Genomic DNA, 25,252 nt, shown 5'->3' on the forward strand with positions numbered 1-25,252 from the left:
ATAAAAAACCCCGCCGAAGCGGGGTTTTTCTCGACAGGTTTGCGATTACGCGCGAACGAAGTCGATGTGAGTCAGTTTTGGCTTGAACGCGTGACGCTGAACAGCCTGAACTTTCACTTTTTCTTCTTTACCGCCAACAACGATGGTCAGAACTTCGCTGTAGAATTCAGCTTTGGTCTGCAGGTTCCATACTTTGTCGTGATCCAGTTCGATTGCAACTGGAGCAGCTTCGCCACCGTAAACGATAGCCGGGAACTTGTTAGCGGTACGCAGGCGGCGGCTCGCACCCTTACCCTGCACGTTACGTACTTCTGCTTCGATAGTGAACATTGATTTCTCTCTGTATTTAAAACCCTACTACAGGCGACCCAGCAGCAGGTGAGTGTTCTGCCCCACGGATGTGAAGCGGGCGGCATTTTATACTCAAACGCTGTCCACATCAATGAAAAGTCCTGCTAACCACGCAATTCATTTGCCCGACGATAGCGACCTTCATAGTCAAAGACCTTCTCACGTACCTGCCAGAACTGGCCTTTTTTGCGGGCGACAACAAAATCCGGATGGCGCAGCAGCGCCTGCTGATGCACGATATCCGCCACGGTGATCCAGCGCAGCGGCACGCCAGGCGTGCGGGTATGTGGGCGGATAAACAGTTGCTCAAATGCCGTGCGCTGGGCTGGCGTCTGTACCCGGAACCGCTCGCTGACGTCAGCGCCGTCCTCGTCGTAATAGGTAATTTTTAGCCACTCGCCTTTTTCATCCGCGCCCGGCTGTAAGGCCATGCCGGAACAGCGCAGCACCAGCGCATCTTTCAGCTTCAGCGCCGCTTTCAGCATGTCGTCCGGGTCGACCAGCACCGTGTCGCACTCACGGCAGCGGCGGGCGGCAATGTCATTTTCGGCGTTGCACTGTGGACAGTTTTTGAAACGAAAACGGAAATCGCACTGCTCGCGATGCCCTTCATCATCTTCAAACCAGCCCTGACAGCGGCGGCCAAAGTGTTCGATCAGCGTGCCGTCGGCGGTGGTTTTCCCCCAGAAGGTGTTGGCAAACCCGCAGGCTGGACAAAACACCTGTACCGGCACGTTGTCACTTTTGCCTTTTGGCGTGCCCACTTCGGGAGAGTAAAGATCGTGCGGGTTACCGGCGTAATCGAGGATCAGACAGTCAGTTTTGCCCGGTGCCAGGCGCAGACCACGACCGACAATCTGCTGATACAGGCTGACGGATTCCGTCGGGCGCAAAATCGCAATCAGGTCGACGTGCGGGGCGTCAAAACCGGTGGTTAACACGGAAACATTCACCAGATAGCGGAACTGCTGGGCTTTAAACGCCTCAATCAACCTGTCACGCTCAGGGCCGGGCGTTTCGCCGGTAATTAACGCGGCGTCGTCAGCGGGGAGCAGTCCGGTAATTTCTCGCGCGTGCTCGACTGTCGCGGCAAAGATCATCACCCCTTTGCGCGTCGCGGCAAACTCCTCAATCTGGCTGATGATATGCGGCGTTATGCGCTTTTGCTTATTCAACTCCTGGTTGAGATCCGCTTCGCTGAATAAGCCGTTGCTCTGCGCCTGTAACCGGCTGAAGTCGTACTGTACCACCGGCATATCCAGCCGCTCGGGCGGCGTCAGGTAGCCGTGTTTAATCATGTAGCGCAGCGGAAGTTCGTAGATACAGTCGCTGAACAGCGCTTTTTCATCGCCACGCACCATGCCGTGATAATGAAAGCGGTAAATCCAGCCTTTGCCCAGGCGAAACGGAGTTGCCGTCAGGCCCAGCAGGCGTAAGTGAGGGTTCACCTCTTTCAGGTGCGTGAGGATTTGCTGATACTGGCTGTCGTCGTCATCGCTGATGCGGTGACACTCGTCGACAATCAGCAGCGAAAATTCGCTGCGAAACAGATCCAGGTTGCGAGCGACCGACTGCACGCTGCCAAAGACAACCTTACCGTGGCTCTCTTTACGCTTGAGCCCGGCGGCGAAAATATCGGCCTCCAGCCCCAGCGCGCAATACTTGGCGTGGTTTTGCGCGACCAGCTCTTTGACGTGCGCTAGCACCAGCACGCGGCCACGCGCCAGGCGGGCCAGTTCGGCAATGACCAGGCTTTTGCCTGCGCCGGTCGGGAGGACAATCGCTGCCGGTTCCCGGTGTTTGCGGAACCAGGCGAGGGTGGCGTCAACGGCTTCCTGCTGATAGGGACGAAGTGTAAAAGTCATGGTGTCTCAGTTTCGTTAATCCGCATATAGTATGCCACGAAACTTTTTCCCTTGAGTGGCGCAACCAGACCATTATACTGAACCGTTCCTGACTGCTTCTTTTTCGGACTCACGGTCCGACTTCCAGCACCATTAAGGCTAAAAAGATTTCATGCGACTTGATAAGTTTATCGCTCAGCAACTCGGCGTAAGCCGCGCTATTGCCGGGCGCGAAATTCGCGCCAGCCGCGTTACCGTGGATGGCGACATTGTGAGAGACAGCGCTTTCAAACTTCAACCTGAGCATCAGGTTGAATACGACGGCAATCCGCTGACCCAGCAGAACGGCCCGCGCTACTTCATGCTCCACAAGCCGGAAGGCTACGTCTGCTCAACGGACGATCCCGATCACCCGACGGTACTCTATTTCCTCGACGAACCGGTGGCGCATAAGCTGCATGCCGCGGGCCGCCTCGACATCGACACCACCGGGCTGGTGCTGATGACCGACGACGGGCAGTGGTCACACCGTATTACTTCCCCACGTCACCACTGCGAGAAAACCTATCTGGTCACGCTGGAGTCGCCGGTTGCGGATGACACTGCAGAGCAATTCGCGAAAGGCGTTCAGCTGCATAATGAAAAAGACCTGACTAAACCGGCGGTGCTGGACGTGATCACGCCGACGGAAGTCCGTCTTACCATCAGCGAAGGGCGTTACCATCAGGTTAAACGCATGTTTGCCGCAGTGGGTAACCGCGTTGTCGGTCTGCATCGCGAACGTATTGGCGCAATCGCGCTCGATCCCGACCTGGCGCCTGGCGAATATCGCCCGCTGACGGAAGAAGAGATCGCCAGCGTCGGTCTGCCTTCGCACTAATTTCAGGAGATTTCTGTGACCACCAGGCCACACTCGTCGTTCAAAATTGTCTTCATTCTTGGCCTGCTGGCCATGTTGATGCCGCTGTCTATTGATATGTATCTGCCCGCGCTGCCGGTCATTTCCGCGCAGTTTGGGGTACCGGCAGGCAGCGCACAGATGACGCTCAGCACCTATATTCTCGGCTTTGCTCTCGGCCAGTTATTGTACGGCCCGATGGCCGACAGCCTGGGGCGCAAACCGGTTATTCTGGGCGGAACGCTGGTCTTTGCCGGGGCGGCGGTGGCCTGCGCGCTGGCGCAAACCATCGATCATCTGATTTTCATGCGATTTTTGCACGGTCTGGCCGCTGCTGCAGCGAGTGTGGTGATCAACGCCCTGATGCGTGATATCTACCCGAAAGAAGAGTTCTCCCGCATGATGTCGTTTGTCATGCTGGTGACGACGATTGCGCCGCTGGTGGCTCCGATGGCCGGTGGGGCGGTTCTGGTGTGGTTTAGCTGGCATGCGATTTTCTGGATCCTGGCGCTGGCTGCACTGCTGGCCTCTGCAATGATTTTCTTCTTTATTGATGAAACGCTTCCTGCCGAGCACCGTCAGAAATTCCACATTCGCACCACAATAGGTAACTTTGCCTCGCTGTTTCGCCACAAGCGCGTGCTGAGCTATATGCTGGCAAGCGGGTTCAGCTTCGCCGGGATGTTCTCCTTCCTGAGCGCCGGGCCGTTTGTTTATATCGAGCTGAACCATGTTTCTCCGCAGCACTTCGGCTATTATTTTGCGCTCAATATCGTCTTCCTGTTTGTACTGACTATTATTAACAGCCGCTTTGTCCGGCGGGTCGGCGCGCTGAACATGTTCCGCGCCGGGCTGTGGATCCAGTTTGTGATGGCTGTCTGGCTGGTGGTCAGTGCATTCCTGGGCGTGGGCTTCTGGGCGCTGGTGATTGGCGTGGCGGCCTTTGTGGGCTGCGTGTCGATGATATCCTCAAATGCGATGGCGGTGATCCTCGATGAATTCCCGCATATGGCGGGAACTGCATCGTCACTGGCGGGGACGTTCCGCTTCGGCATTGGCGCCATCGTCGGGGCATTACTGTCTATGGCGACCTTCACCACGGCCTGGCCTATGCTATGGGCGATGGCGTTTTGCGCAACCAGCTCCGTCCTCTTCTGTCTTTATGCCAGCCGGCCACGGAAAGCGGCTCATTGATGAGCAGATAAGGCCCGACAGGGCCTTTTTTGTTGATACATATCAACCAAACCCGCGTTCGTTTATCCCGTGTTTGTTTATTTTATGTAAAATCTATTTATGTAAAAAGTCACATCATTGTATTCAAAAAGGTTGAGTTAGATCGCAGAAACGGGTACATATAGCGCCGACGCGAACCTCTATACCGATAAAAAAGCGCTGAATAGTGCAGGTTAGCGATGATGTGTTACTATAAATGTAAATAAATTGTGAAGTAAATTTTGCTTCCGGGGAACGAACGTGAATACATTACAACTCTCCATTGTCCATCGCTTGCCCCAGAGCTATCGCTGGTCGGCGGGTTTTGCAGGTTCGAAAGTTGAACCGATTCCGCAAAACGGCGCGGGCAGTGACAATTGCCTCGTGGCGCTCAAACTGTTGAGCCCAAGCGACGAAAATGCGTGGCGGGTGATGGAGCGTCTCAGTCAGGCCCTGACGGATATCGAAGTGGACAGCTCCGTACTGGAGTGCGAAGGCGAGCCGTGCCTGTTTGTTAAAAGCCAGGATGAATTTGCCGCCACCTGCCGTCTGAAAAACTTTGGTGTTGCGATTGCTGAGCCTTTTTCCGGCCAGTACCCGTTCTGAGCGCTAGTCTGCTGCCAGCAGCTGGCGCGTGTAGCTCTGCGTTGGCGCAGTAAATACGCGCTGGCATTCCCCCTGTTCGACCACCTCACCCTGTCGCAAAACAATCACCTGATGGCATAGCGCCCGCACCACCTGCAGATCGTGGCTGATGAAGATATAGGCCAGCCGATGCTTTTCCTGTAGCCCTTTCAGCAATGCCAGAATCTGCGCCTGGACAGTTCTGTCCAGAGAGGAGGTGGGTTCATCCAGAATAATCAGCTCCGGTTTCAGGATCAGCGCACGGGCGATGGCGATACGCTGGCGCTGCCCGCCGGAAAATTCCGCCGGATAACGGTGACGGGTATCGGGATCTAAGCCCACTTCGGCCATCGCCTGGATGACCTCCTGCTCACGCTGCTGCGCGTTCAGGCCGGGCTGGTGAACGCGCAAACCCTCTTCGACAATCTGCAACACGCTGAGGCGCGGGTTAAGCGAGGAGTTGGGATCCTGAAACACCACCTGCATACGCGGGCGCACCGGCAGCATCTGGCGGCGGTTCCAGCGGTGCAGCGGCATGTCGTCAAAAAGGATCTCGCCCTGAGAGGCAATTAAGCGCAGCAGTGCCAGACCGGTGGTGCTTTTACCCGAACCGGATTCGCCCACCAGCCCCAGGGATTCACCGGGACGCAGCGAGAAGCGGATATTTTTCAGGACCGGGTTTGGGTCGACGATACGCCGCAGAATGCCTTTGCGGATCGGGAAGGAGACGGACAAATCCTCAACGCGCAGCAGCGGAGTGCTGTCCGCCGTGAGCGGAACCGGGTCGCCGGAAGGTTCGCTGTTGAGCAGACGCTGCGTATAAGGGTGCTGTGGCGCGTTCAGCAGCGTGGATGCGCTATTCTGTTCAACGCATCGGCCGTTTTGCATGACCGCGACGCTGTCCGCCAGCTTTTTCACAATACTCAGGTTGTGCGTGATAAACAGCAGGCTCATGTTCAGCTCGTCGCGCAGCTCCCGCAGCAGCGTCAATATTTGCGCCTGCACCGTCACGTCCAGCGCCGTCGTCGGCTCGTCGGCAATTAACAGTTCGGGCCGGGTGAGCAGAGCCATGGCAATCATCACTCGCTGGCGTTCACCGCCGGAGAGCTGATGCGGAAAATCATTCAGCCGTTTGGCCGCATTGCGTATGCCCGTCCGTTCAAGACAATCCAGTATTTCCCCCCGCGCAGCCTCTTTGCGCATGCCCCGGTGCAGAGACAAGACTTCATAGAGCTGTTTCTCCAGGGTATGCAGGGGGTTGAGAGAGACCATGGGCTCCTGGAAGATCATGGCAATTTTATTGCCGCGAATACCGCGCAGGGTATGTTCGTCGGCATGAAGCAGTGAACTGCCGTGAAAAAGAATATCCCCCTGCGGATAGCTCGCCGGTGGTGAAGGCAGCAGCCGCAGGATAGAGAGCGCTGAAACACTCTTACCTGAACCGGATTCCCCCACCAGGGCCAGCGTTTCACCTCGCTGGATCTGCAGCGACAAATCGGTGACCACGGTGCGCGTCTCACCCTGTTTCGAGAAAGCAATCGACAGGTTATCAATACTGAGAAGAGGCTGGGTCATCTTATACCGCCTTATTGGGGTCAAAGGCATCGCGCACGGCTTCGCCAATAAAAATCAGCAGCGAAAGCAGCACGGCCACGGAAAGAAAGGCGGTGATGCCTAACCACGGTGCCTGAAGGTTATTCTTGCCCTGCAGCAGCAGTTCGCCGAGCGACGGTGAGCCCAACGGCAGGCCAAAGCCCAGAAAATCCAGCGAGGTGAGGGTGGTAATGGAGCTGCACAGAATAAACGGCAGGAAGGTGAGCGTGGCCACGACGGCATTAGGCAGCATATGGCGGAAGATGATCCCCCGGTCGCTCACCCCAAGCGCCTGCGCGGCGCGAATATAGTCGAAATTACGGGTGCGCAGGAACTCCGCCCGCACGACACCCACCAGCGCCATCCAGCCGAACAGAACGGTGATGCCGAGCAGCCACCAGAAGTTCGGCTGTACCACGCTGGACAGCAGGATGATCAAAAATAGCGTTGGCATACCGGACCAGACTTCGATGATACGCTGGCCCCACAGGTCGATTTTCCCGCCGTAGTAGCCCTGAACGGCACCCGCCACCACGCCCATCACGCTGGAGAAGAGTGTCAGCATCAGCCCAAAGAGAATTGAAATCCGTGTGCCATAGAGGATGCGTGCCAGCACATCACCACCGTTAGCGTCCGTCCCCAGCCAGTTTTGCGTCGAGGGTGGGGAAGGGAAGGGGGTCGTGGTGGCAAAGTTTATGCTGTTCGCACCAAAACGCACCGGCGCCCAGAGGGCCCAGCCGTGCTGCTCAATCTGCTGGCGCAGCCACGGATCCTGATACTCCGCCGGTGTTGCAAACGGGCCACCAAAGTCGCTTTCACTGTAGTTAGCCAGCACCGGCACATACCAGCGGTCGTTAAAATGCACCAGCAGCGGTTTGTCGTTGGCGATAAGCTCCGAACACATGCTCAGGACAAACAGGACGGCAAAAATCCACAGCGACCAGTAGCCGCGACGGTTGTGGCGAAAACGGGCCCAGCGGGCCTGGTTGACGGGGCTTAAACGCGGCATCAGCGGCCCTCAAAATCAATTCGGGGATCGACCAGCGTATAGCTGATATCGCTGACGATATTCAGCAGCAGGCCAATCAGGGTGAAAATATAGAGTGTGCCAAACATCACTGGATAATCACGCGACACGGTGGCCTCATAGCCCAGCAGCCCCAGACCGTTGAGCGAAAACATCACCTCTATCAACAGTGAGCCGGTAAAAAACATACTGATGAACGTGGCGGGAAATCCGGCAATCACCAGCAGCATGGCGTTGCGGAAGACGTGTTTCCACATAATCTGCTTCTCGCTGACCCCTTTGGCGCGGGCCGTGACAACATACTGCTTGCGGATTTCATCGAGAAACGCGTTTTTGGTCAGCATGGTCAGAGCGGCAAACCCACCGATCACCGTTGCCAGAACCGGCAGCGTGATATGCCAGAGATAGTCGGTGATTTTCTGATACCACGGCAGCGTGCTGAAATCGGCGGAGACTAAACCTCGTAGCGGGAAGATGTCGAAATAGCTACCCCCGGCAAAGAAGACGATCAGCAGGACGGCAAACAGGAACGCCGGGATGGCATAGCCGATGATGATGAAGGTGCTGCTCCAGATATCGAAGCGGCTGCCGTTGTAAACCGCTTTGCGGATCCCGAGCGGGATAGAGACCAGGTAGATAATCAGCGTTCCCCACAGCCCCAGCGTGACCGAAACCGGCAGGCTTTGCTTGATCAACGTTAACACTGACGCACTGCGAAACAGGCTATCGCCAAAATCAAAGCGGATATAATCCCAGAGCATCTTGAAATAGCGCTCGTGAATGGGCTTATCGAAGCCGTAGCGGTGGGTGATCTCGGCGATCACCTCAGGATCAAGCCCGCGCCCGCCGCGATAGTGGCTTTCACTGATATTCCCCACGCCGGTACGCGCATGGCTCGCGCCCATGCCTTCTCCGCCGCCGCCGGGTATGCCGCCGTTGTTACCAAACTCAATAGCAGCAATCGCCTGATCCACCGGGCCGCCGGGGGCGATTTGCACGATAAAAAAGTTAATGGTGATGATGGCCCACAGCGTGGGAATGACCAGCAGCAGACGGCGAATCAGATAGGCACCCATGATGATTCCTTATCGCCGCTCAGCGGGCAGTCTGGCGGCTTTATTAACGTCATACCACCAGGTGTTAAAGCCCAGCGAGTAGACAGGGCGCACGGCAGGTACGGAGAATTTATCCCAGCGAGCCAGACGGTCTTCGCCCATATACCACATGGGCAGCATGTAGTAGTTCCAGGTTAAGACCCTGTCGAGGGCACGGCCGAGCGGCAGGAGTTTTTCTTTATCGCCCTGTGCCGCCACAATTTTCGCAATCAGCGCATCAATCGCCGGGCTTTTTACGCCTGGCGCATTGTATGAGGAGTCGATGTAGCTGGAAGCCCAGGAAATTTGCAGGTCCGAGCTCGGCCACGGCTGAGCCGGCCATAGACGCTGCATCATGTCGTAATCACGGTTGCGCATGCGGTTGGTGATCTGCGCGTTATCGACCTGGCGAATGTTCATGGTAATCCCCAGTCGCTCCAGGTTGTGCTTAAACGGCAGTACCCACTGATCGTTGCCCCCGGATGAGAGCAGCAGCTCAAAGCTGAGAGGCTTACCCGTTTTGGCATCCACGCGCTTTTGATTTTTAAGGTGCCAGCCCGCCTCATCCAGCAGCTTGCTGGCCTTAAGCAGGTTGTCGCGGTCGTAGCCGTCACCGTTTGAGGCCGGGGGCTGAAAGACCGTGGTAAACACCTCCGGCGGCACTTCCGCCTTCAGCGGGGCCAGCAGAACCAGTTCGTCGGCTTTCGGATAATCACGCGCGGCATATTCCGTATTCTGGAAATAGCTGTTCGCACGGCTGTAAGCCCCGTAAAACAGCGCTTTGTTCATCCATTCAAAATCAAAGGCCAGGGAAATCGCTTCCCGAACGCGGCGGTCAGCGAATACCGGACGCTGAATATTAAACGCCAGCCAGCGCGTGTCCTGGGCGGATTCGTTTTTATGCTCGTCTTTGACGATATAGCCTTTCGCGAAATTCTTGCCGATATAACGGGTCGCCCAGTTTTTCGCGCTGCTCTCCACGCGTAAATCGAAGGCGCCCGCTTTGAACGCTTCAAATGCGACATTATCGTCAAGGTAGTAATCATAGCGAAGGGTGTCGAAATTCCAGCGCCCACGGTTTACCGGCAGGTTTGCCGCCCAGTAATCTTTCACCCGGGAATAGACCACGTACTGCCCCATGCGCCAGTCGGTGATGCGGTAGGGGCCGCCGGCCAGCGGCGGCGTGGAGAGCGGGTCGCTGAGCTTATGCTTTTTCCAGAACGATTCAGGCATAACCGGCAGCGAAAACAGGCTGAGCATATTCTCTTTATTCGGCTCGCTCAGCTCGATGCGCACGGTCAGGGGGGCAATGGCGCGCACCGTTGCGCCTTTATACACAATGCGGAACTGGGGTACGCCTTCGGTCATAAATTTATGAAACGTAAAGGCCACGTCGCTGGCCTTAACCGGCGAGCCATCGTGAAAACGGGCCCGAGGGTTGAGCGAAATTTCGGCCCAGGCGAAGTTATCTGCATAGCGGACATTATCAGCAATCAGCGGATAGTAGCTGCCGGGTTCATCATCGGAGGTCACAAAAAGCGTATCGTAAAGGGATTCCGTTCGCGCCGCGGCGACGCCACGCAGGGCGAAGCGGTTAAAGTTGTCAAATGTTCCCGTGGCGGAGAGCGTGACCTTTCCGCCTTTGGGGGCGGCAGGATTGACGTAATCGAAGTGCGTAAAATTGACCGCGTACTTTGGCTCGCCAATCACGGCGAACGCGATGTTTTCTTTGATGGTTTGCGCCTGGCTCGACAGGCTTGCTAATACCAACAAAAGCAACATGAAGCGCATAAACATCTCGCGGCGGCTCCCTTTTTTACAGACCGGCTCAGTTAAGCTGAATAATAAGTGACGTCACAGGCAATGTGAAATTATTCGGCCTGAGACGACACCTTATTTTGCCAGGTGCGGAACTGTTCCAGTGGCATAGGACGACTAATCCAGTATCCCTGCAGGAAGTGGACGCCATGCTCGCGCAGCCAGGCTGCCTGTTCCGGCGTTTCCACCCCTTCCGCAACGGTTAACATATTCAGCTTTCTTGCCAGCGTCAGCACAGCATCCAGCACCGGAGAGGTGACGGTTTCGGTGCCAATTGCGTTGACAAACCCACGGTCGATTTTCAGGTAGTCCATGGTGAAATGTTCAAGATAGATCAGCGCACTGTGGCCGGTACCGAAATCATCAATGGCGATTTCGAATCCTTCGTTATGTAGCCATTCGAAGAGGCTGCTGGCTTCCCGATGGTTAAGCATGTCGCGCTCGGTGATCTCCAGCACGATCTGGAAGTAATCTGGCGGCAGTAAGCTTTTGAAGGTGCGCATATCATCTTTGAAGCTTTCCGCATGCAGATGCCCCGGCGCGATATTGATCCCCAGTTTTGCGCCCGGCGGCAGCACGGTTTGTAACACCGGTGCATCGCGAATGATGAGGTCAAACAGATGCAGCGTCAGCGGGACAATCAGCTTTTGCGCTTCGGCAAAATTGATAAAGGCGTCCGGTGGGATCTCACCCATGGTCGGGTGTTTCCAGCGCATCAGCACTTCAACGCCCCGCATCTGCAGTGCATCCGTATCCACCACTGGCTGATAAACCACATAAAACTGACCGCGCTTGATGGCGCTCAGAATTTCTTTGCCCGGGTTGAGACGCAGGGTGAGGATGTAGAAGTTAAGCGACCCTGCCGCAATCCCGCATAACAGTCCGAAGAACAGAGCGAAAAGAATCTCATCGCTTGTCCACTCCCTGGCGTACAGTTTGATGGTCAGAGGGACCTCTGTGAGCGTCGCGGTGCGCGCAGGCGTTTGATGTAAATCGCTCGCCCTGACGAGGGTGCTTGAGGCGGTGGATAATGCATTGTCGCCGATGATAATCGCGATGCCGGCAAACTCTTCCTGGCGCGCGGTATAAAGCAGGTACGGCGTCAGGTTGAGATTCACCGAGGTGAATACGCCGCCGTCCTTCACTAACGGATTACGATACCAGATGGCAATGGCGGGTCTGTTGGGCAGCATGGGCGTGCCGGGCAGCAGCGCGATATCAATCTGCTTGTTGATGTGCAGTTCGGGTATCAGCTCCTCCATCGGCGCATTCATCGGCCCTGTGGCTGACGAGCAGAACGCCATTTTGTTTCTGACCAGCAGAAAGGCGCGCACGTTGATGCTGAAGGCCGCGCGCGAGGTAATCTCCGCGTTAACGTCCTGGCAATTATTCAGCGTGAGCGGCTGGAGTACGTCGATCGAGGTTTTCAGCTCCTCGAAATAGTTCTCCATGTAGATGCTCACATCCTTAATTAGCGTATCGAATCGGATTTCCCGCTTATGGTAGCTCCAGAAAAATTGCAATGAGCCCAGTAGGATAGCCGCGATCAGGCCGGTAATAATGCTGAAAAACAGTATCTTGCGATGACTGGCGAAGTAGCGGGTGAGCATAAACGTCGTGATTCCTGAATTGCCGCTGATTATATTCAGTGTAACGGGCAAAAAAAAGCACCGCCTAAGCAGTGCTTTTTTTTATTATATCGCCAGCCAAGGGATAACCAGCGATACAATCATGATATTAACTGCGTGTCAGTACGCGGCGCGCTTCGTTGTAGCGCTTCTTCCAGTACGGTTCGTTCATGCTGGAGATGGTGACGCCGCTGCTGGTGGAGGCATGTACAAACTGGTCATTACCAATGTAGATGCCAACGTGTCGACCTGTTGAACCAGCACGGAACAGAACTAAGTCACCGGTGCGCAGTTTGGTGCGGGAAATTGACTTGCCCATCTCCTGCTGTTCGTAGGTCGAACGCGGAAGATCTAATCCAAATTGCTCACGGAACGTACGTTGTACAAAACTGGAACAGTCAATACCTTTTTTAGTATTGCCGCCAAGACGATAACGCACGCCTTTCCAGTCAGCATACTGGTCCATAATACGAGACTTCACGTCCAGATTACGTACCATATTTTCAAATTCATCCTGAGAAGCTTGCAGTGAAGAGGAATCTTCCGTTCCCACAACACGCGTCTCAGGATGCATATTCTTTGCGGTGTTCGATGTACTACATGCAGATAACAGTACCGCGACTGCTATCGCCGGGATCCCCCGTAAGATATATCTCAGAAACGGTTGAGATTTGACCATTTTGTTTATTTTCCCTTGAAGTCCTTAACGACAAATATCGTTATAAAAATGCCAAACGTGACGAGACTAATTATCTGTACACAATGAGACAATTGTTTCTGATGACATTTGTGGCACAGCGCACAAAATTATTCACCATCGAAATAATTATCCCTATGGGGCAAAACGAGTTCGAGATTAACCGATTGCCTGGGGTATTGCGAGTAAAAAAACCGTTTTTTTTATAAGAAATTGTGATACAGAAAGTAAAAATGGGCAATTGCTCAAAATAGCGGCAGATCCGCAGCGTTATCGCGCAATTGCTTCATTTTTATCATGAATACGATGACGAGAATATGACAGCGTGAAAGGATCGGGGGACGTGATCTATCAGGGATCGCAATGATCCCTGACGGTTAACGTTAAAAAACGGTAGTTATTTGTTTAATACTTGTTGCTTTCTGCGCGGGAGATAGCGATCAAAAACGGCAATCAGGCGATCGCTCAAGGGGGTCATCAGCACCCACGGCAGACCAATCAGCACTGCTGAAAGAGAACCCACGACAATATCCGTCAGCCAGTGAGCGCCAATCATCACGCGCGGGAAGGCAAATATCACCACAATAAGCAGGGCAATAGTGAATGCCTTCTTGCCGAAATAGCGCAGCATGAAACCTGAAAAAATAAGCAACATCATGCCGTGATCGCCCGGAAAACTGTCTTTCGACGCATCTTTCGTTGGAATATGCAGCAATTCGCTGACGCGGTAAATATTCGGGAAAGAGAGCGACGGGCTGGCGCGTTTTACCGGCATCAGATGTTGCGCCAGCTGATTAATAACCACCGCAGCCAGAAGCATCACCAGACCGATGATCAGGATACGGCGACGCCCTGTGCCATCCTCTTTGAGCCAGAAAGAGAGCATCAGACCGCCCATCGCCAGCAAGGAAATGCCGTCGAAGGCGCGGTTGTTGGTGATTGCCACCAGCCACAGGAACGCATCGCTCTTCACCAGCGCCTGGTTGAAGAAATGAAACAGGCCTGAATCCAGCGGGAACCAGAAACCGTGATTCGCCGGGATATACCAGGAGAAAAAGAGCGCCAGACCGGCGACATTAAGCAGTAATATCAGGGGAAATCGAGTTGTCATAACGTTCAGCATAGAGTGAAAACTGGGGCAACGTTAGCCGCCTGAACTTAAACGAAGCTTCAACAGGCTGGACTGCAGGGCATTCCAGTCGGCGTTAACCGCACTAATTAACTCTATTCGGCTATCCGGCGGCGCGACGTTTTGCGTTTCGATAAAGAAATCCTCGCCCTGGCGGTTGATCCGCACCAGCCCGTCTGGCGTGCGCATAATGCCTTTTACGCGATCAACCGGCGCAAGTCTGGCCCACTCAAGGGTGCCTATGGTGTCGAAAACCGTATCGGCATCGAAAATCCATCCGCAGGCCTGATATCCCTGGCCGCTATTCAGATTACGCCGCCAGCGCTGGTGCTCTGGCAGGCTAAGCGCCGCCAATCCCTGTTTAACGGGATGGTGATGAGCATGCTCCGCGCTGGCCGGGAGTTCCGCCAGATTCTGGCGAGGCAGGTCGAGCAGGGCGCTATCGATTTTTCCCTGGGTGGTCTGCACGCGGGTACGATTGCCGCCGAAATGTTGCCACCACGCCTCAAGCGCGGCCTGGCTTTCCGCCGTTGCGCGATCTTCTTTATTAGCGACAATAACGTCCGCCGAGGCGAGCTGATCGCGGAAGTTCTCATTGGCCACCGCTTTTTCATCAAGCAGCAGACGCGGGTCGAGCAGGCACAGGGTGGCGCGCAGATCGATCCACGGCTCGTAGACCGGTGCGGTCAGCAAATCGAGGATCTGCTTCGGATGGCCCAGACCGGTAGGCTCAATCAGCAGGCGGTCCGGTTTACCCTGACGCAGCAGCGTATTGAGCCCGACCTGCATCGGCAGGCCATTGACGCAGCACATGCACCCGCCGGGGATCTCTTTAATCATTGCGCCACTCTCTGACAGCAGCGCACCATCAATGCCCACTTCGCCAAATTCATTGACCAGTACGGCCCATTTCTCTGCCGGATCTTTATTCGCCAGCAGATGGAGAATTGAGGTGGTTTTACCGCTGCCGAGAAAACCGGTGATGAGGTTCGTTTTGGTCACATGCACTCCAGTCGAGAATTGTGATGCTATAACACTATTCTCTTATCCTGGCGAAAAACGTACCCAATGAGAAGGGGAAGGGCGAACGGAGGCGACGTCCGTTCGCGTTAAGCGCAATAATCGTTAAATATTTAACGTTTCTATAACAGCCTGACGGGCGCCGTGGCGGGTGATGCGCGCGTATGCCTCGCTTACCGCCTCAACAAATACGCTATTCTGGGGGAGATCGTGGCCAAAGACCTCGCTCAGCTCCAGCAGCGCGTTAACGCGGTCAGCGTCGCGGCTGGCCCCGACAATCGCGCGAATTTTATCGCTGAGGGGATCGCGAACATCAATCTCGTTGCCGCGTTCGTCGATACCGCTGACGTAGCGTATCCAGCCGGCAACGCCCAGTGCCAGAAGAGGCCAGTCGGTGTTTCGCTCAAGGTGGATGCGGATGCCATCCAGCATCCGTTGCGGCAGTTTCTGGCTGCCGTCCATCGCAATCTGCCAGGTCCGGTGTTGCAGCGCCGGGTTGGCGAAGCGCGCAATCAGGCTGTCGGCATAGGCGGTCAGGTCCACATCCTTTATACGCAGCGTAGGCGCCTGCTCCTCCAGCATTAACCGCCGAGCGGCTTCACGGAAGGCGGCATCCTCCATACATTCATTAATATGCGCGTACCCTGCCAGGTATCCCAGATACGCCAGGAAAGAGTGGCTGCCGTTGAGCATGCGTAATTTCATCTGTTCCCACGGCAGAACGTCCTGCACCATCTGGACACCTGCCACTTCCCACTCCGGACGCCCGGCAACAAAATTATCTTCCACCACCCACTGAATAAACGGCTCGCAGCTGATGGCACACGGATCGTCGACGCCGAGCGCATCGGCGATTTCTGCAAGCGAGGCCTCCGTCGCCGCGGGAACAATTCTGTCGACCATCGTGCCCGGAAAACTCACGTGGCCTTCGATCCACTCCGCCAGCGCCGGGGAACGTTTCTGCGCCATGCCAAGCACGGCATTTTTCACCACGTGGCCATTGTCAGGAATATTGTCACAGGAAAGCACGGTAAACGCTGGCAAACCTCGCTCGCGGCGGCGATGTAGCGCCTCGACCAGGATCCCAGGCGCAGAATGCGGTTCGGCGGGGTTGTCCAGGTCGTGCTGTATCCGCGCGTTTTGTCGATCCAGCTTACCGGTCGCGGGATCGATGCAGTAGCCTTTCTCAGTGATGGTGAGCGATACAATCGCCACCTGGGGCTCACAAAATTTCTCAATAATGGCGGACAGCGAGTCAAGCTTTGCATTCAGGCATTCATGAACGGCGCCGACAATGATTGGCTGATTTCCTTCAGCACCTTTCTCCAGCACGGTAAACAGATGATCCTGCCCGCGCAGCTGGCCCATCAGCACATCGCCGCTAAAGAGGCTAATCTCACAAATCCCCCAGTCGCCGCCTTTTTCATTCAGCACCCGGTTTGTTAACAGCGCCTGGTGCGCGCGGTGAAATGCGCCAAAGCCAAAATGGACGATCCGGGAGCGTAATTGCTTGCGATCGTAGCGAGGTTGCTGAACATGGGCAGGAAGCGAGGTGGAGGCAATTGTCTTCATGAAATACACACCTGATTAACCATTAATTAACAATGCCAGTGTAAAGTTATATGACAGCAAATAAAATTGGTGAGCCGTAAATATCCCCGTTCTGTGAGTTAGATCAATCAACGTGTGGCGGTATGTTGACCCTGTACGCTAAACATGTATGGTAGTCGTCATTGCAGTAACACATATTGGTATAACAACTTTAGAGGGTGAGGCAATGGAACAAACCTGGCGTTGGTACGGGCCGAACGATCCGGTTTCTCTTGATGATGTGCGTCAGGCTGGCGCAACGGGTGTCGTGACGGCGCTGCATCACATTCCTAACGGCCAGGTCTGGCCGGTTGAGGAAATTCAACAGCGCCAGGCGCTGCTGGCGGAGAAGGGATTAACCTGGTCTGTCGTGGAGAGCATTCCGGTCCACGAAGATATCAAAACCCATTCCGGGGATTACCAGACCTGGATTGCGAACTACCAGCAGAGCATTCGCAACCTGGCGGCCTGCGGCATTGATACGGTTTGCTATAACTTCATGCCTATTCTGGACTGGACGCGGACCGATCTGGAATACCCGATGCCGGACGGCTCAAAAGCGCTGCGTTTCGACCAGATTGCCTTTGCTGCATTTGAGCTGCACATCCTGAAACGCCCTGGCGCCGACGCGGATTACACCGCTGAAGAGCAGCAGCAGGCGCTTCAATGGTTTAATGACGCGAGTGCAGCGGATATTGAAAAGCTGACCCGCAACATCATTGCGGGCCTGCCGGGCGCAGAAGAGGGATACACGCTGGACCAGTTCCGCGCGCGTCTGGCGGAATACGGCGATATTGATAAGAACCAGCTGCGTGAAAACATGGCTTATTTCCTGCGCGCTATCGTACCGGTTGCGGAAGAAGTCGGCGTGCGTCTGGCCGTGCATCCGGACGATCCACCGCGTCCTATCCTCGGTCTGCCGCGCATCGTTTCCACTATCGAAGATATGCAGTGGCTGAAAGAGACGGTCAACAGCATCTATAACGGCTTTACCATGTGTACGGGTTCCTACGGTGTTCGCGCGGATAACGACCTGGTGCAGATGATTGAAGCCTTTGGCGATCGCATTCACTTCACGCATTTGCGCGCAACCTGCCGGGAGGATAATCCTAAGACCTTCCACGAGGCCGCGCACCTGGGCGGAGACGTCAATATGGTCGCGGTGGTCGATGCCATCCTGGCAGAAGAGGCGCGTCGTAAGCAGGCTGGCGATGTCCGTCCTATTCCGTTCCGCCCGGACCACGGGCACCAGATGCTGGACGATCTGCGCAAGAAAACCAACCCAGGCTATTCGGCGATAGGCCGACTGAAAGGGATGGCGGAAGTGCGCGGCGTTGAGCTGGCGCTGAAGATGACGAAATACCCGGAGCTTCTTTAAGTTCTGTTGCCCGGTGGCGCTACGCTTACCGGGCCTACACAAAAACCGGCCTGAGAGCCGGTTTTTGTGTTTTTGTAGGTCGGGTAAGGCGAAGCCGCCACCCGACAAACGCCGCGATCAGTCAGCGCGACCCATATAGCGTTTTTCTTCGATATGGATGCGGATTTTCTCGCCTGCGGAGAGGTATTCCGGCACCTGCACAACCAGACCGGTGGTCAGAGTGGCAGGTTTGTTGCGGGCACTTGCGGATGCGCCCTTGATGCCAGGTGCCGTCTCAACGATTTCCAGATCGACGGTCTGAGGCAGTTCCAGCGCCAGCAGCACGCCATCCCAGGTCAGAACCTGCATGTCAGGCATACCGCCTTCAGGGATGAACAGCAGCTCTTCTTCAATCTGATCTTTGGTGAAGATATACGGGGTGTAATCTTCTTTATCCATGAACACGTACTCGTTGCCGTCGACGTAAGAGAAATCAACATAGCGACGGGTCAGGGTCACGGTATCGACAATATCGTCACCTTTAAAGCGCTCTTCCACTTTCAGGCCGGTACGCACATCGGCAAAACGCATTTTGTACAGCGTGGCAGCACCACGGGCGCTGGGAGCCTGAATGTCGATGTCTTTCACAATCAGCAGTTTGCCGTTGTAATTCAGTACCATACCTTTCTTAATTTCGTTCGCTCTTGGCATTGCAATAATCCTGTTTACGGGAGGTAAAAAATATCGCGCCAAATTACTCGTGCGCGGCCTTTCAGGCAAGCGGAATTCGTGGCTTTTGCTATCAACGCACAAAAGGTGTTACTGTGCGCCCGATGCCCGACTGCACGGGCTTCGTCACTGAGAGAGCATGTATGGATTGTCGTCCAGATTGCGGCGCGTGCTGTACCGCTCCGTCCATTTCAAGCCCGATACCCGGAATGCCGGAGGGCAAGCCCGCCAATACCCGCTGTGTTCAGCTCTCTGAATCCAACCTGTGTATGATCTTTGGTTCGCCCCTGCGCCCGAAGGTCTGCTCCGGGCTACAGCCTGGGGTCGAGATGTGCGGCAGTTCGCGCGCGCAGGCGATGCTCTATCTGCTTGAGCTGGAAGCGCTCACCGCGCCTTAAACGTCTTTGATTCTCGCCAGACAGCCAATGGTCAGCGTACACATCACCAGCGCAATCCAGAACACCGTGTGGTAGTTCCAGATCTCAGCAACGACCCCGGCCATGGAGCCTGCAATAATCCAGCCCACGCGCGTGGTATTAGTATAAAGGGTGGTCGCTGAGCCTGCCTGGCCCGGCATCAGATCCTGGAAGTAGAGCATGCCAATCCCCGCCAGAATCCCGATATAGATGGCGTTCAGCAGCTGTAAAGCCAGCAGCAACTCCGGTGTATGGACCGTCAGCATACCAATGTAGAACAGCAGCCCGGCGACGGCCGCGATGCGCATCAAAAAACGTTTTCCGAAACGCTTCGCGTAATAGCCCGCTATCAGCATGGTTGGGATCTCCAGACCAGCAGCGGTGCCCATCATTATGCCGGCCAGTTTCTCCGGCAGATGCAGTTCATCAATAATAAACAGCGGCATGTTAATGATATACAGGCTGTTGGTGCCCCACATCAGCGTGCAGATAATAAACAGCAGCAGGGCATCGCGACGATTACGGCGCGGGGCCTCCAGGACGCCTGTCGCCACTTTGGGCTCTTTGCGCATTGACGGCAGGAAGCACCACACCATCGCACCGCACGCCACAAACGCGACCGCCGCGCTCAGGTACATCACCGTAAAGCCAAACCCCATCGCCAGCGCGTAAGCCAGCGGCGGGCCAATCACCCACGCCAGCGACACCTGAGCACGCAGGACCGAGCTGAACATCACCGCTTCACGCCCGGTATGGTCGGCATGCTCGCGGGCGAGGGCAAACAGCTGCGGGTTGGCGGTTGAGCCAAAGCTGCTCAGAAAAACCCCCACGAACAATAAAATGAAGTAGCTACGGTTCCAGGCAAACAAAACGCAGGCCAGGACGCCCATCAGGCAGCAGAAAACGATCAGGCTTTTACGATCGCCTTTTCGGTCGGAACGGCCCGCCAGGAACTGGCTTACCAGGATGCCGATAATGGCGCTCCCGGTAAAAAAGAAGCCAACCATCGCAGGACGGGCGTGAACCTCGTTGGTCAGGAATAAGCTCAGCGTTGGGGTTTGCAACGCGCCAGCAATGCCCGTGAAGAAGGCAACAATCAGGAACGCCGTTGACGTCAAATCGAAGGGCTTCGGCGAGGTGGCCGCAGGGGTGTTATGCATGTTTTATAATTAGCGAGTAACAGAGAGGGGCGGAGTTTACGCCGTTAGCTAAAAAATAAACAGTGGACGAGGTCAATGATGCCACGAAAAATCAAAATGGCATTTCAACTTCTCATCCTGCTGGCTGAACTTAGCTGAAACTGATTTGCTGAACTTCAGCAAAATTCAGCTGAATGCGGAAGAAATGTGCTGCATCTCTAAATTCTGAGATCGGAAATACGACTTTTCTTGCAAGACATTGCAGAAAGCGCAAGACTTTTTGAAACGTTTCAGCGCTATCTTGTTTTAGCAAACGGAGCAGGCTAGCGTATTTTTTCTCATGTAAGCTGAAACGATTCACTTTCAGCAGGAGAGGAGAACCATGTTCCAGTTATCTGTTCAGGATATTCACCCGGGCGCTCAGGCCGGGGATAAAGAAGAGGCTATTCGTCAGGTTGCCGCTGCCCTTGTGCAGGCAGGCAACGTCGCGGACGGCTACGTAAACGGTATGCTGGCGCGCGAGCAGCAGACCTCCACCTTCCTCGGTAATGGGATTGCCATTCCGCACGGTACAACAGACACCCGCGACCAGGTGCTGAAAACCGGCGTGAAGGTTTATCAGTTCCCGCAGGGCGTGCTCTGGGGCGAAGGTCAGGTAGCGTATGTGGCTATCGGCATTGCGGCCAGCAGCGACGAACATTTGGGTCTGCTGCGTCAGCTAACGCATGTCCTGAGTGATGACGCCGTGGCAGAACAGCTGAAGTCAGCGACAACCGCTGAAGAGCTGCGTGCCTTGCTGATGGGTGAAAAACAGAGTGAAGCGCTGAAACTGGATAATGACACGCTGACGCTGGATGTTGTGGCTTCGGATCTGGTCACGCTGCAGGCGCTGAACGCGGGTCGTCTTAAAGAAGCCGGGGCGGCTGATGCCACCTTTGTGACACGCGTGATTAACGACAAACCGTTGAATCTTGGCCAGGGTATCTGGCTGAACGACAGTGCTGAAGGCAACCTGCGCAGTGCTATCGCGGTGAGCCGCGCAGCCACAGCGTTTGACGTTGAGGGTGAGCCTGCCGCCATGCTGGTCACCGTGGCGATGAACGATGAGCAGCCAGTGTCGGTGCTGAAGCGTCTGGGCGATCTGCTGCTGAATAATAAAGCTGAAAAATTGCTGAATGCGGATGCTGCCACCGTGCTGGCTCTGCTGACCAGTGATGATGCGCTGACGGATGACCTGCTGACCGCTGAGTTCGTGGTACGTAACGAACACGGCCTGCACGCCCGTCCAGGCACCATGCTGGTGAATACCATTAAACAATTCGAAAGTGAGATCACCGTGGCTAACCTTGATGGCACGGGCAAACCGGCTAACGGCCGTAGTCTGATGAAAGTGGTCGCGCTGGGCGTGAAGAAAGGTCACCGTCTGCGTTTCACCGCGCAGGGTGCTGATGCTGAACAGGCGCTGAAAGCGATTGGCGACGCCATCGCGGCAGGTCTGGGGGAGGGCGCATAATGAGCAGACGTGTTGCGACTATTACGCTGAACCCGGCATATGACCTGGTGGGGTTTTGCCCGGAGATTGAGCGCGGCGAAGTAAACCTCGTGCGTACCACTGGCCTGCATGCTGCGGGCAAAGGGATTAACGTCGCGAAAGTGCTCAAGGATCTCGGTATCGATGTCACCGTGGGTGGATTCCTCGGTAAAGATAACCAGGACGGTTTCCAGCAGCTGTTCAGCGAGCTGGGCATTGCCAACCGCTTCCAGGTCGTTCAGGGCCGTACCCGTATCAACGTCAAGCTGACGGAGAAAGACGGTGAAGTAACCGACCTGAACTTCTCTGGCTTCGAAGTCACCCCGTCAGACTGGGAGCGCTTTGTTAACGACTCACTCACCTGGCTCGGTCAGTTCGACATGGTGTGCGTCAGCGGCAGCCTGCCGTCCGGCGTGAGCCCGGAAGCGTTTACCGACTGGATGACGCGCCTGCGTAGCCAGTGCCCATGCATTATTTTCGACAGCAGCCGTGACGCACTGGTTGCGGGTCTGAAAGCGTCTCCATGGCTGGTGAAGCCGAATCGCCGCGAACTGGAGATTTGGGCTGGCCGTAAGCTGCCAGAATTAAAAGATGTGATTGATGCAGCCCATGCGCTGCGTGAGCAGGGTATCGCTCACGTCGTGATCTCGCTGGGTGCAGAAGGCGCGTTGTGGGTTAACGCTTCTGGCGAATGGATTGCCAAACCGCCGTCAATGGAAGTTGTGAGTACCGTTGGCGCTGGGGATTCGATGGTTGGCGGCCTGATTTACGGCCTGCTGATGCGTGAATCCAGTGAACATACGTTACGTCTTGCCACCGCCGTTGCAGCCCTGGCTGTGAGCCAGAGCAATGTCGGTATTACCGATCGTACCCAGTTAGCCGCGATGATGGCGCGCGTTGACTTAAAACCTTTTAACTAACAGCAGGAGAGGAATAATGAAAACGCTGCTGATCATTGACTCCGGTCTCGGACAGGCTCGCGCCTATATGGCGAAGACCCTGCTGGGCGCGGCGGCACAAAAAGCACACCTGGACATCATTGATAACCCGGGTGATGCTGAACTGGCGATTGTTCTGGGTGATAAAATCCCTGCGGACAGTGCGCTGAACGGCAAAAAAGTGTGGCTGGGCGATATTAATCGCGCGGTGGCACATCCAGAACTGTTCCTGAGTGAAGCGAAAGGCCACGCGTCGGTTTACAGCGCACCTGTCGCGACGGCACCGACCGCGGCTGCAGCCACCGGGCCGAAACGCATTGTGGCGGTAACGGCGTGTCCAACTGGGGTAGCGCATACCTTTATGGCGGCTGAAGCCATTGAAACCGAAGCGAAAAAACGCGGCTGGTGGGTAAAAGTCGAAACCCGTGGATCCGTGGGTGCCGGTAACGCCATCACCCCGGAAGAAGTGGCGGAAGCCGATCTGGTGATTGTGGCGGCCGATATCGAAGTCGATCTGGCGAAGTTTGCCGGTAAGCCGATGTACCGCACCTCAACCGGCCTGGCGCTGAAAAAGACCGCTCAGGAATTTGATAAAGCGCTGGCGGAAGCCAAACCTTACCAGGCTACCGGTGCGGCTAAAACCGCCACCGAAGGGAAGAAAGAGTCTGCGGGGGCCTACCGTCACCTGCTGACGGGTGTGTCTTACATGCTGCCGATGGTGGTGGCGGGTGGTCTGTGTATCGCGCTGTCGTTTGCGTTTGGTATTACAGCATTTAAAGAAGAAGGTACGCTTGCGGCTGCGCTGATGCAGATCGGCGGGGGGTCAGCATTCGCGCTGATGGTGCCGGTTCTGGCAGGCTTTATCGCTTTCTCCATCGCTGACCGTCCTGGCCTGACGCCGGGTCTTATCGGCGGTATGCTGGCCGTCAGCACCGGTTCCGGCTTTATCGGCGGTATCATTGCCGGTTTCCTGGCCGGTTACGTCGCGAAGCTGATCAGCTCGAAGCTGAAGCTGCCGCAGAGTATGGAAGCGCTGAAACCGATTCTCATCATCCCGCTGATTTCCAGCCTGGTGGTGGGTCTGGCGATGATTTACCTCATCGGTAAACCGGTAGCGGGCATCCTGACGGGTCTGACCCACTGGCTGCAAACCATGGGTACGGCGAACGCGGTTCTGCTGGGCGCAATCCTCGGCGGTATGATGTGTACCGATATGGGCGGTCCGGTGAACAAAGCGGCATACGCGTTTGGCGTTGGCCTGCTGAGTACCCAGACCTATGCGCCGATGGCGGCGATCATGGCGGCCGGTATGGTGCCACCTCTGGCGCTCGGCCTGGCGACCATTATCGCCCGTCGTAAGTTCGACAAAGCGCAGCAGGAAGGCGGTAAAGCGGCGCTGGTGCTGGGTCTGTGCTTCATCACCGAAGGTGCAATCCCGTTCGCGGCGCGTGATCCAATGCGTGTGCTGCCATGCTGTATCGTGGGTGGTGCGGTGACGGGTGCCATCTCCATGGCGATTGGCGCGAAGCTGATGGCACCACATGGTGGTCTGTTCGTCCTGCTGATCCCTGGCGCAATCACCCCGGTATTGGGTTACCTGCTGGCAATCATTGCCGGTACGCTGGTGGCGGGTCTCTCTTACGCGGTGCTGAAACGTCCGGAAGCGGAAGGGGTTGCAAAAGCAGCGTAAGCGATAAGCAACAAAAAAGCCGGGTGCTAAGCAACCCGGCTTTTTTTATGCCGCCTGTTCAGCGGTCTGCTGTGCCTTGAGCCACGCGATCTCTTCCGCCCAGATATCCGGATTGATGGTTTCCAGCACCATGGGGATACCGTCGAAACGGGCATCCTGCATAATAAAGCGAAATGCATCGTGACCGATATTGCCTTCGCCCAGGCTGTGGTGGCGGTCAACCCGGCTACCAAAGGCGCTTTTCGCATCGTTGAGGTGCATACCGCGCAGGTACTTGAAGCCCACGATGCGCTCAAACTCATCGAACGTGTTTTTCGTTGCCTCGGTTGTACGCAGATCGTAACCAGCCGCAAACGCGTGACAGGTATCAATGCACACGCCCACGCGGGATTTATCTTCCACGCCGTCGATGATCGCCGCCAGATGTTCGAACTTAAAACCGAGATTGCTGCCCTGACCGGCGGTGTTTTCGATCACCGCGGTCACGCCGTTGGTTTTCTCCAGGGTGATGTTGATGGACTCAGCAATACGCGCCAGACAGGCGTCTTCGTCGATCTGCATCAGATGGCTACCCGGATGGAAGTTCAGCAGCGTCAACCCCAACTGTTCACAGCGCTGCACTTCATCAAGGAACGCCTCGCGGGATTTATCCAGCGCTTCCTGAACCGGATGACCGAGGTTAATCAGATAGCTGTCGTGGGGAAGGATCTGGCCCGGCCCGTAGTGGTATTTTTCACAGGCGGCTTTGAAATCATCAATCACGTCGGTGGTGAGCGGTGCGGCGCGCCACTGGCGCTGATTTTTGGTGAACAGGGCGAAAGCGGTTGCCTCGATTTCGGCGGCGCGAATGGCGGCGTTTGCAAGGCCACCTGCAGCGCTGACGTGCGCTCCAACATATTTCATAAAAAGACTCCTGTTAACCCGAAA

Annotated in this window: 22 protein-coding genes; 8 read left to right on the top strand and 14 right to left on the bottom strand. The window is 55.7% G+C overall.

From position 1 onward, the window contains the following. Positions 1–45 precede the first annotated feature (45 nt). Positions 46–330 (bottom strand): 50S ribosomal protein L25, encoded by a 285-nt coding sequence (rplY, locus tag O1723_RS06995; protein WP_014884594.1) that lies wholly within the window; start codon positions 328–330, stop codon positions 46–48. Between the two features lie 125 nt (positions 331–455). Beyond that, positions 456–2,216 carry a DNA repair helicase RadD gene (radD, locus tag O1723_RS07000; protein WP_014884593.1) on the bottom strand — a complete coding sequence of 587 codons (1,761 nt, stop codon included), beginning with the start codon at positions 2,214–2,216 and terminating at the stop codon, positions 456–458. A 151-nt stretch (positions 2,217–2,367) separates the two neighbouring features. Between radD and rsuA the strand changes: the two genes are divergently transcribed. From rsuA to O1723_RS07015, 3 genes are all read left to right on the top strand, one after another. Then, the gene (rsuA, locus tag O1723_RS07005; RefSeq protein WP_014884592.1) at positions 2,368–3,075 is read left to right on the top strand and encodes a 16S rRNA pseudouridine(516) synthase RsuA; all 708 of its coding nucleotides are present in this window, start codon (positions 2,368–2,370) and stop codon (positions 3,073–3,075) included. A 15-nt stretch (positions 3,076–3,090) separates the two neighbouring features. Continuing rightward, on the top strand, positions 3,091–4,287 hold the full coding sequence (locus O1723_RS07010; RefSeq protein ID WP_014884591.1) for a Bcr/CflA family multidrug efflux MFS transporter: 1,197 nt from the start codon (positions 3,091–3,093) through the stop codon (positions 4,285–4,287). Between the two features lie 279 nt (positions 4,288–4,566). Then, positions 4,567–4,911 (top strand): YejG family protein, encoded by a 345-nt coding sequence (locus tag O1723_RS07015; protein ID WP_014884590.1) that lies wholly within the window; start codon positions 4,567–4,569, stop codon positions 4,909–4,911. 3 nt (positions 4,912–4,914) lie between these two features. Here O1723_RS07015 and yejF read toward each other — a convergent pair whose 3' ends face one another. The 9 genes from yejF to O1723_RS07060 all read right to left on the bottom strand — a co-directional run bounded on the left by yejF (position 4,915) and on the right by O1723_RS07060 (position 16,507). Then, positions 4,915–6,504 (bottom strand): microcin C ABC transporter ATP-binding protein YejF, encoded by a 1,590-nt coding sequence (gene yejF, locus O1723_RS07020; RefSeq protein ID WP_014884589.1) that lies wholly within the window; start codon positions 6,502–6,504, stop codon positions 4,915–4,917. A 1-nt stretch (position 6,505) separates the two neighbouring features. After that, positions 6,506–7,531 (bottom strand): ABC transporter permease, encoded by a 1,026-nt coding sequence (locus tag O1723_RS07025; RefSeq protein ID WP_014884588.1) that lies wholly within the window; start codon positions 7,529–7,531, stop codon positions 6,506–6,508. After that, positions 7,531–8,625, bottom strand: a complete 1,095-nt coding sequence (locus O1723_RS07030; RefSeq protein WP_014884587.1) for a microcin C ABC transporter permease YejB — start codon at positions 8,623–8,625, stop codon at positions 7,531–7,533. Before O1723_RS07030 ends, O1723_RS07025 begins: the two co-directional genes overlap by 1 nt. A 9-nt stretch (positions 8,626–8,634) precedes the next feature. Beyond that, positions 8,635–10,440 (bottom strand): extracellular solute-binding protein, encoded by a 1,806-nt coding sequence (locus O1723_RS07035; RefSeq protein ID WP_023337554.1) that lies wholly within the window; start codon positions 10,438–10,440, stop codon positions 8,635–8,637. 74 nt (positions 10,441–10,514) lie between these two features. Further along, positions 10,515–12,071 carry a cyclic di-GMP phosphodiesterase gene (locus O1723_RS07040; RefSeq protein ID WP_248190848.1) on the bottom strand — a complete coding sequence of 519 codons (1,557 nt, stop codon included), beginning with the start codon at positions 12,069–12,071 and terminating at the stop codon, positions 10,515–10,517. Between the two features lie 127 nt (positions 12,072–12,198). After that, positions 12,199–12,768 carry a bifunctional murein DD-endopeptidase/murein LD-carboxypeptidase gene (gene mepS, locus O1723_RS07045; protein WP_014884584.1) on the bottom strand — a complete coding sequence of 190 codons (570 nt, stop codon included), beginning with the start codon at positions 12,766–12,768 and terminating at the stop codon, positions 12,199–12,201. A gap of 415 nt (positions 12,769–13,183) precedes the next feature. Beyond that, on the bottom strand, positions 13,184–13,897 hold the full coding sequence (locus tag O1723_RS07050; protein WP_014884583.1) for a phosphatase PAP2 family protein: 714 nt from the start codon (positions 13,895–13,897) through the stop codon (positions 13,184–13,186). Positions 13,898–13,930: 33 nt separating this feature from the next. Next, positions 13,931–14,917: a CobW family GTP-binding protein gene (locus O1723_RS07055; RefSeq protein ID WP_023337550.1), complete on the bottom strand. Its 987-nt coding sequence runs from the start codon at positions 14,915–14,917 to the stop codon at positions 13,931–13,933. A gap of 123 nt (positions 14,918–15,040) precedes the next feature. Then, a complete protein-coding gene (locus O1723_RS07060; protein ID WP_032665798.1) occupies positions 15,041–16,507 on the bottom strand; it encodes a mannitol dehydrogenase family protein in 1,467 nt (488 codons plus the stop codon). A gap of 205 nt (positions 16,508–16,712) precedes the next feature. Between O1723_RS07060 and uxuA the strand changes: the two genes are divergently transcribed. Then, a complete protein-coding gene (gene uxuA, locus O1723_RS07065) occupies positions 16,713–17,903 on the top strand; it encodes a mannonate dehydratase (protein WP_014884580.1) in 1,191 nt (396 codons plus the stop codon). A gap of 117 nt (positions 17,904–18,020) precedes the next feature. Here uxuA and yeiP read toward each other — a convergent pair whose 3' ends face one another. After that, on the bottom strand, positions 18,021–18,593 hold the full coding sequence (gene yeiP / locus O1723_RS07070; protein ID WP_014884579.1) for an elongation factor P-like protein YeiP: 573 nt from the start codon (positions 18,591–18,593) through the stop codon (positions 18,021–18,023). Between the two features lie 161 nt (positions 18,594–18,754). On the opposite strand from yeiP, the gene O1723_RS07075 reads away from it, so the two are divergent. Then, positions 18,755–19,009 (top strand): YkgJ family cysteine cluster protein, encoded by a 255-nt coding sequence (locus O1723_RS07075; RefSeq protein ID WP_023330932.1) that lies wholly within the window; start codon positions 18,755–18,757, stop codon positions 19,007–19,009. Here O1723_RS07075 and setB read toward each other — a convergent pair. Continuing rightward, on the bottom strand, positions 19,006–20,187 hold the full coding sequence (setB, locus tag O1723_RS07080; protein WP_023337548.1) for a sugar efflux transporter SetB: 1,182 nt from the start codon (positions 20,185–20,187) through the stop codon (positions 19,006–19,008). The genes O1723_RS07075 and setB overlap by 4 nt on opposite strands. 361 nt (positions 20,188–20,548) lie before the next feature. Here setB and fruB point away from each other — a divergent pair, with 361 nt between their 5' ends. Genes fruB through fruA form a run of 3 tightly spaced genes read left to right on the top strand, consistent with a single transcriptional unit; the run spans position 20,549 to position 24,325 of the window. Then, positions 20,549–21,679, top strand: coding sequence for a fused PTS fructose transporter subunit IIA/HPr protein (fruB, locus tag O1723_RS07085; protein ID WP_023330930.1), 1,131 nt, complete (start codon positions 20,549–20,551; stop codon positions 21,677–21,679). Then, complete coding sequence (fruK, locus tag O1723_RS07090; RefSeq protein ID WP_008500936.1) at positions 21,679–22,617, top strand: 1-phosphofructokinase; 939 nt, start codon at positions 21,679–21,681, stop codon at positions 22,615–22,617. The genes fruB and fruK overlap by 1 nt, the downstream gene beginning before the upstream one ends. Positions 22,618–22,633: 16 nt before the next feature. Next, the gene (gene fruA / locus O1723_RS07095) at positions 22,634–24,325 is read left to right on the top strand and encodes a PTS fructose transporter subunit IIBC (RefSeq protein ID WP_014884575.1); all 1,692 of its coding nucleotides are present in this window, start codon (positions 22,634–22,636) and stop codon (positions 24,323–24,325) included. Between the two features lie 45 nt (positions 24,326–24,370). Here the strand turns inward: fruA and nfo are convergent, their stop codons facing one another. Further along, a complete protein-coding gene (gene nfo / locus O1723_RS07100) occupies positions 24,371–25,228 on the bottom strand; it encodes a deoxyribonuclease IV (protein WP_014884574.1) in 858 nt (285 codons plus the stop codon). Positions 25,229–25,252 lie beyond the last annotated feature (24 nt).

This window comes from Enterobacter cloacae complex sp. HYC080_NIDB (assembly GCF_056673325.1).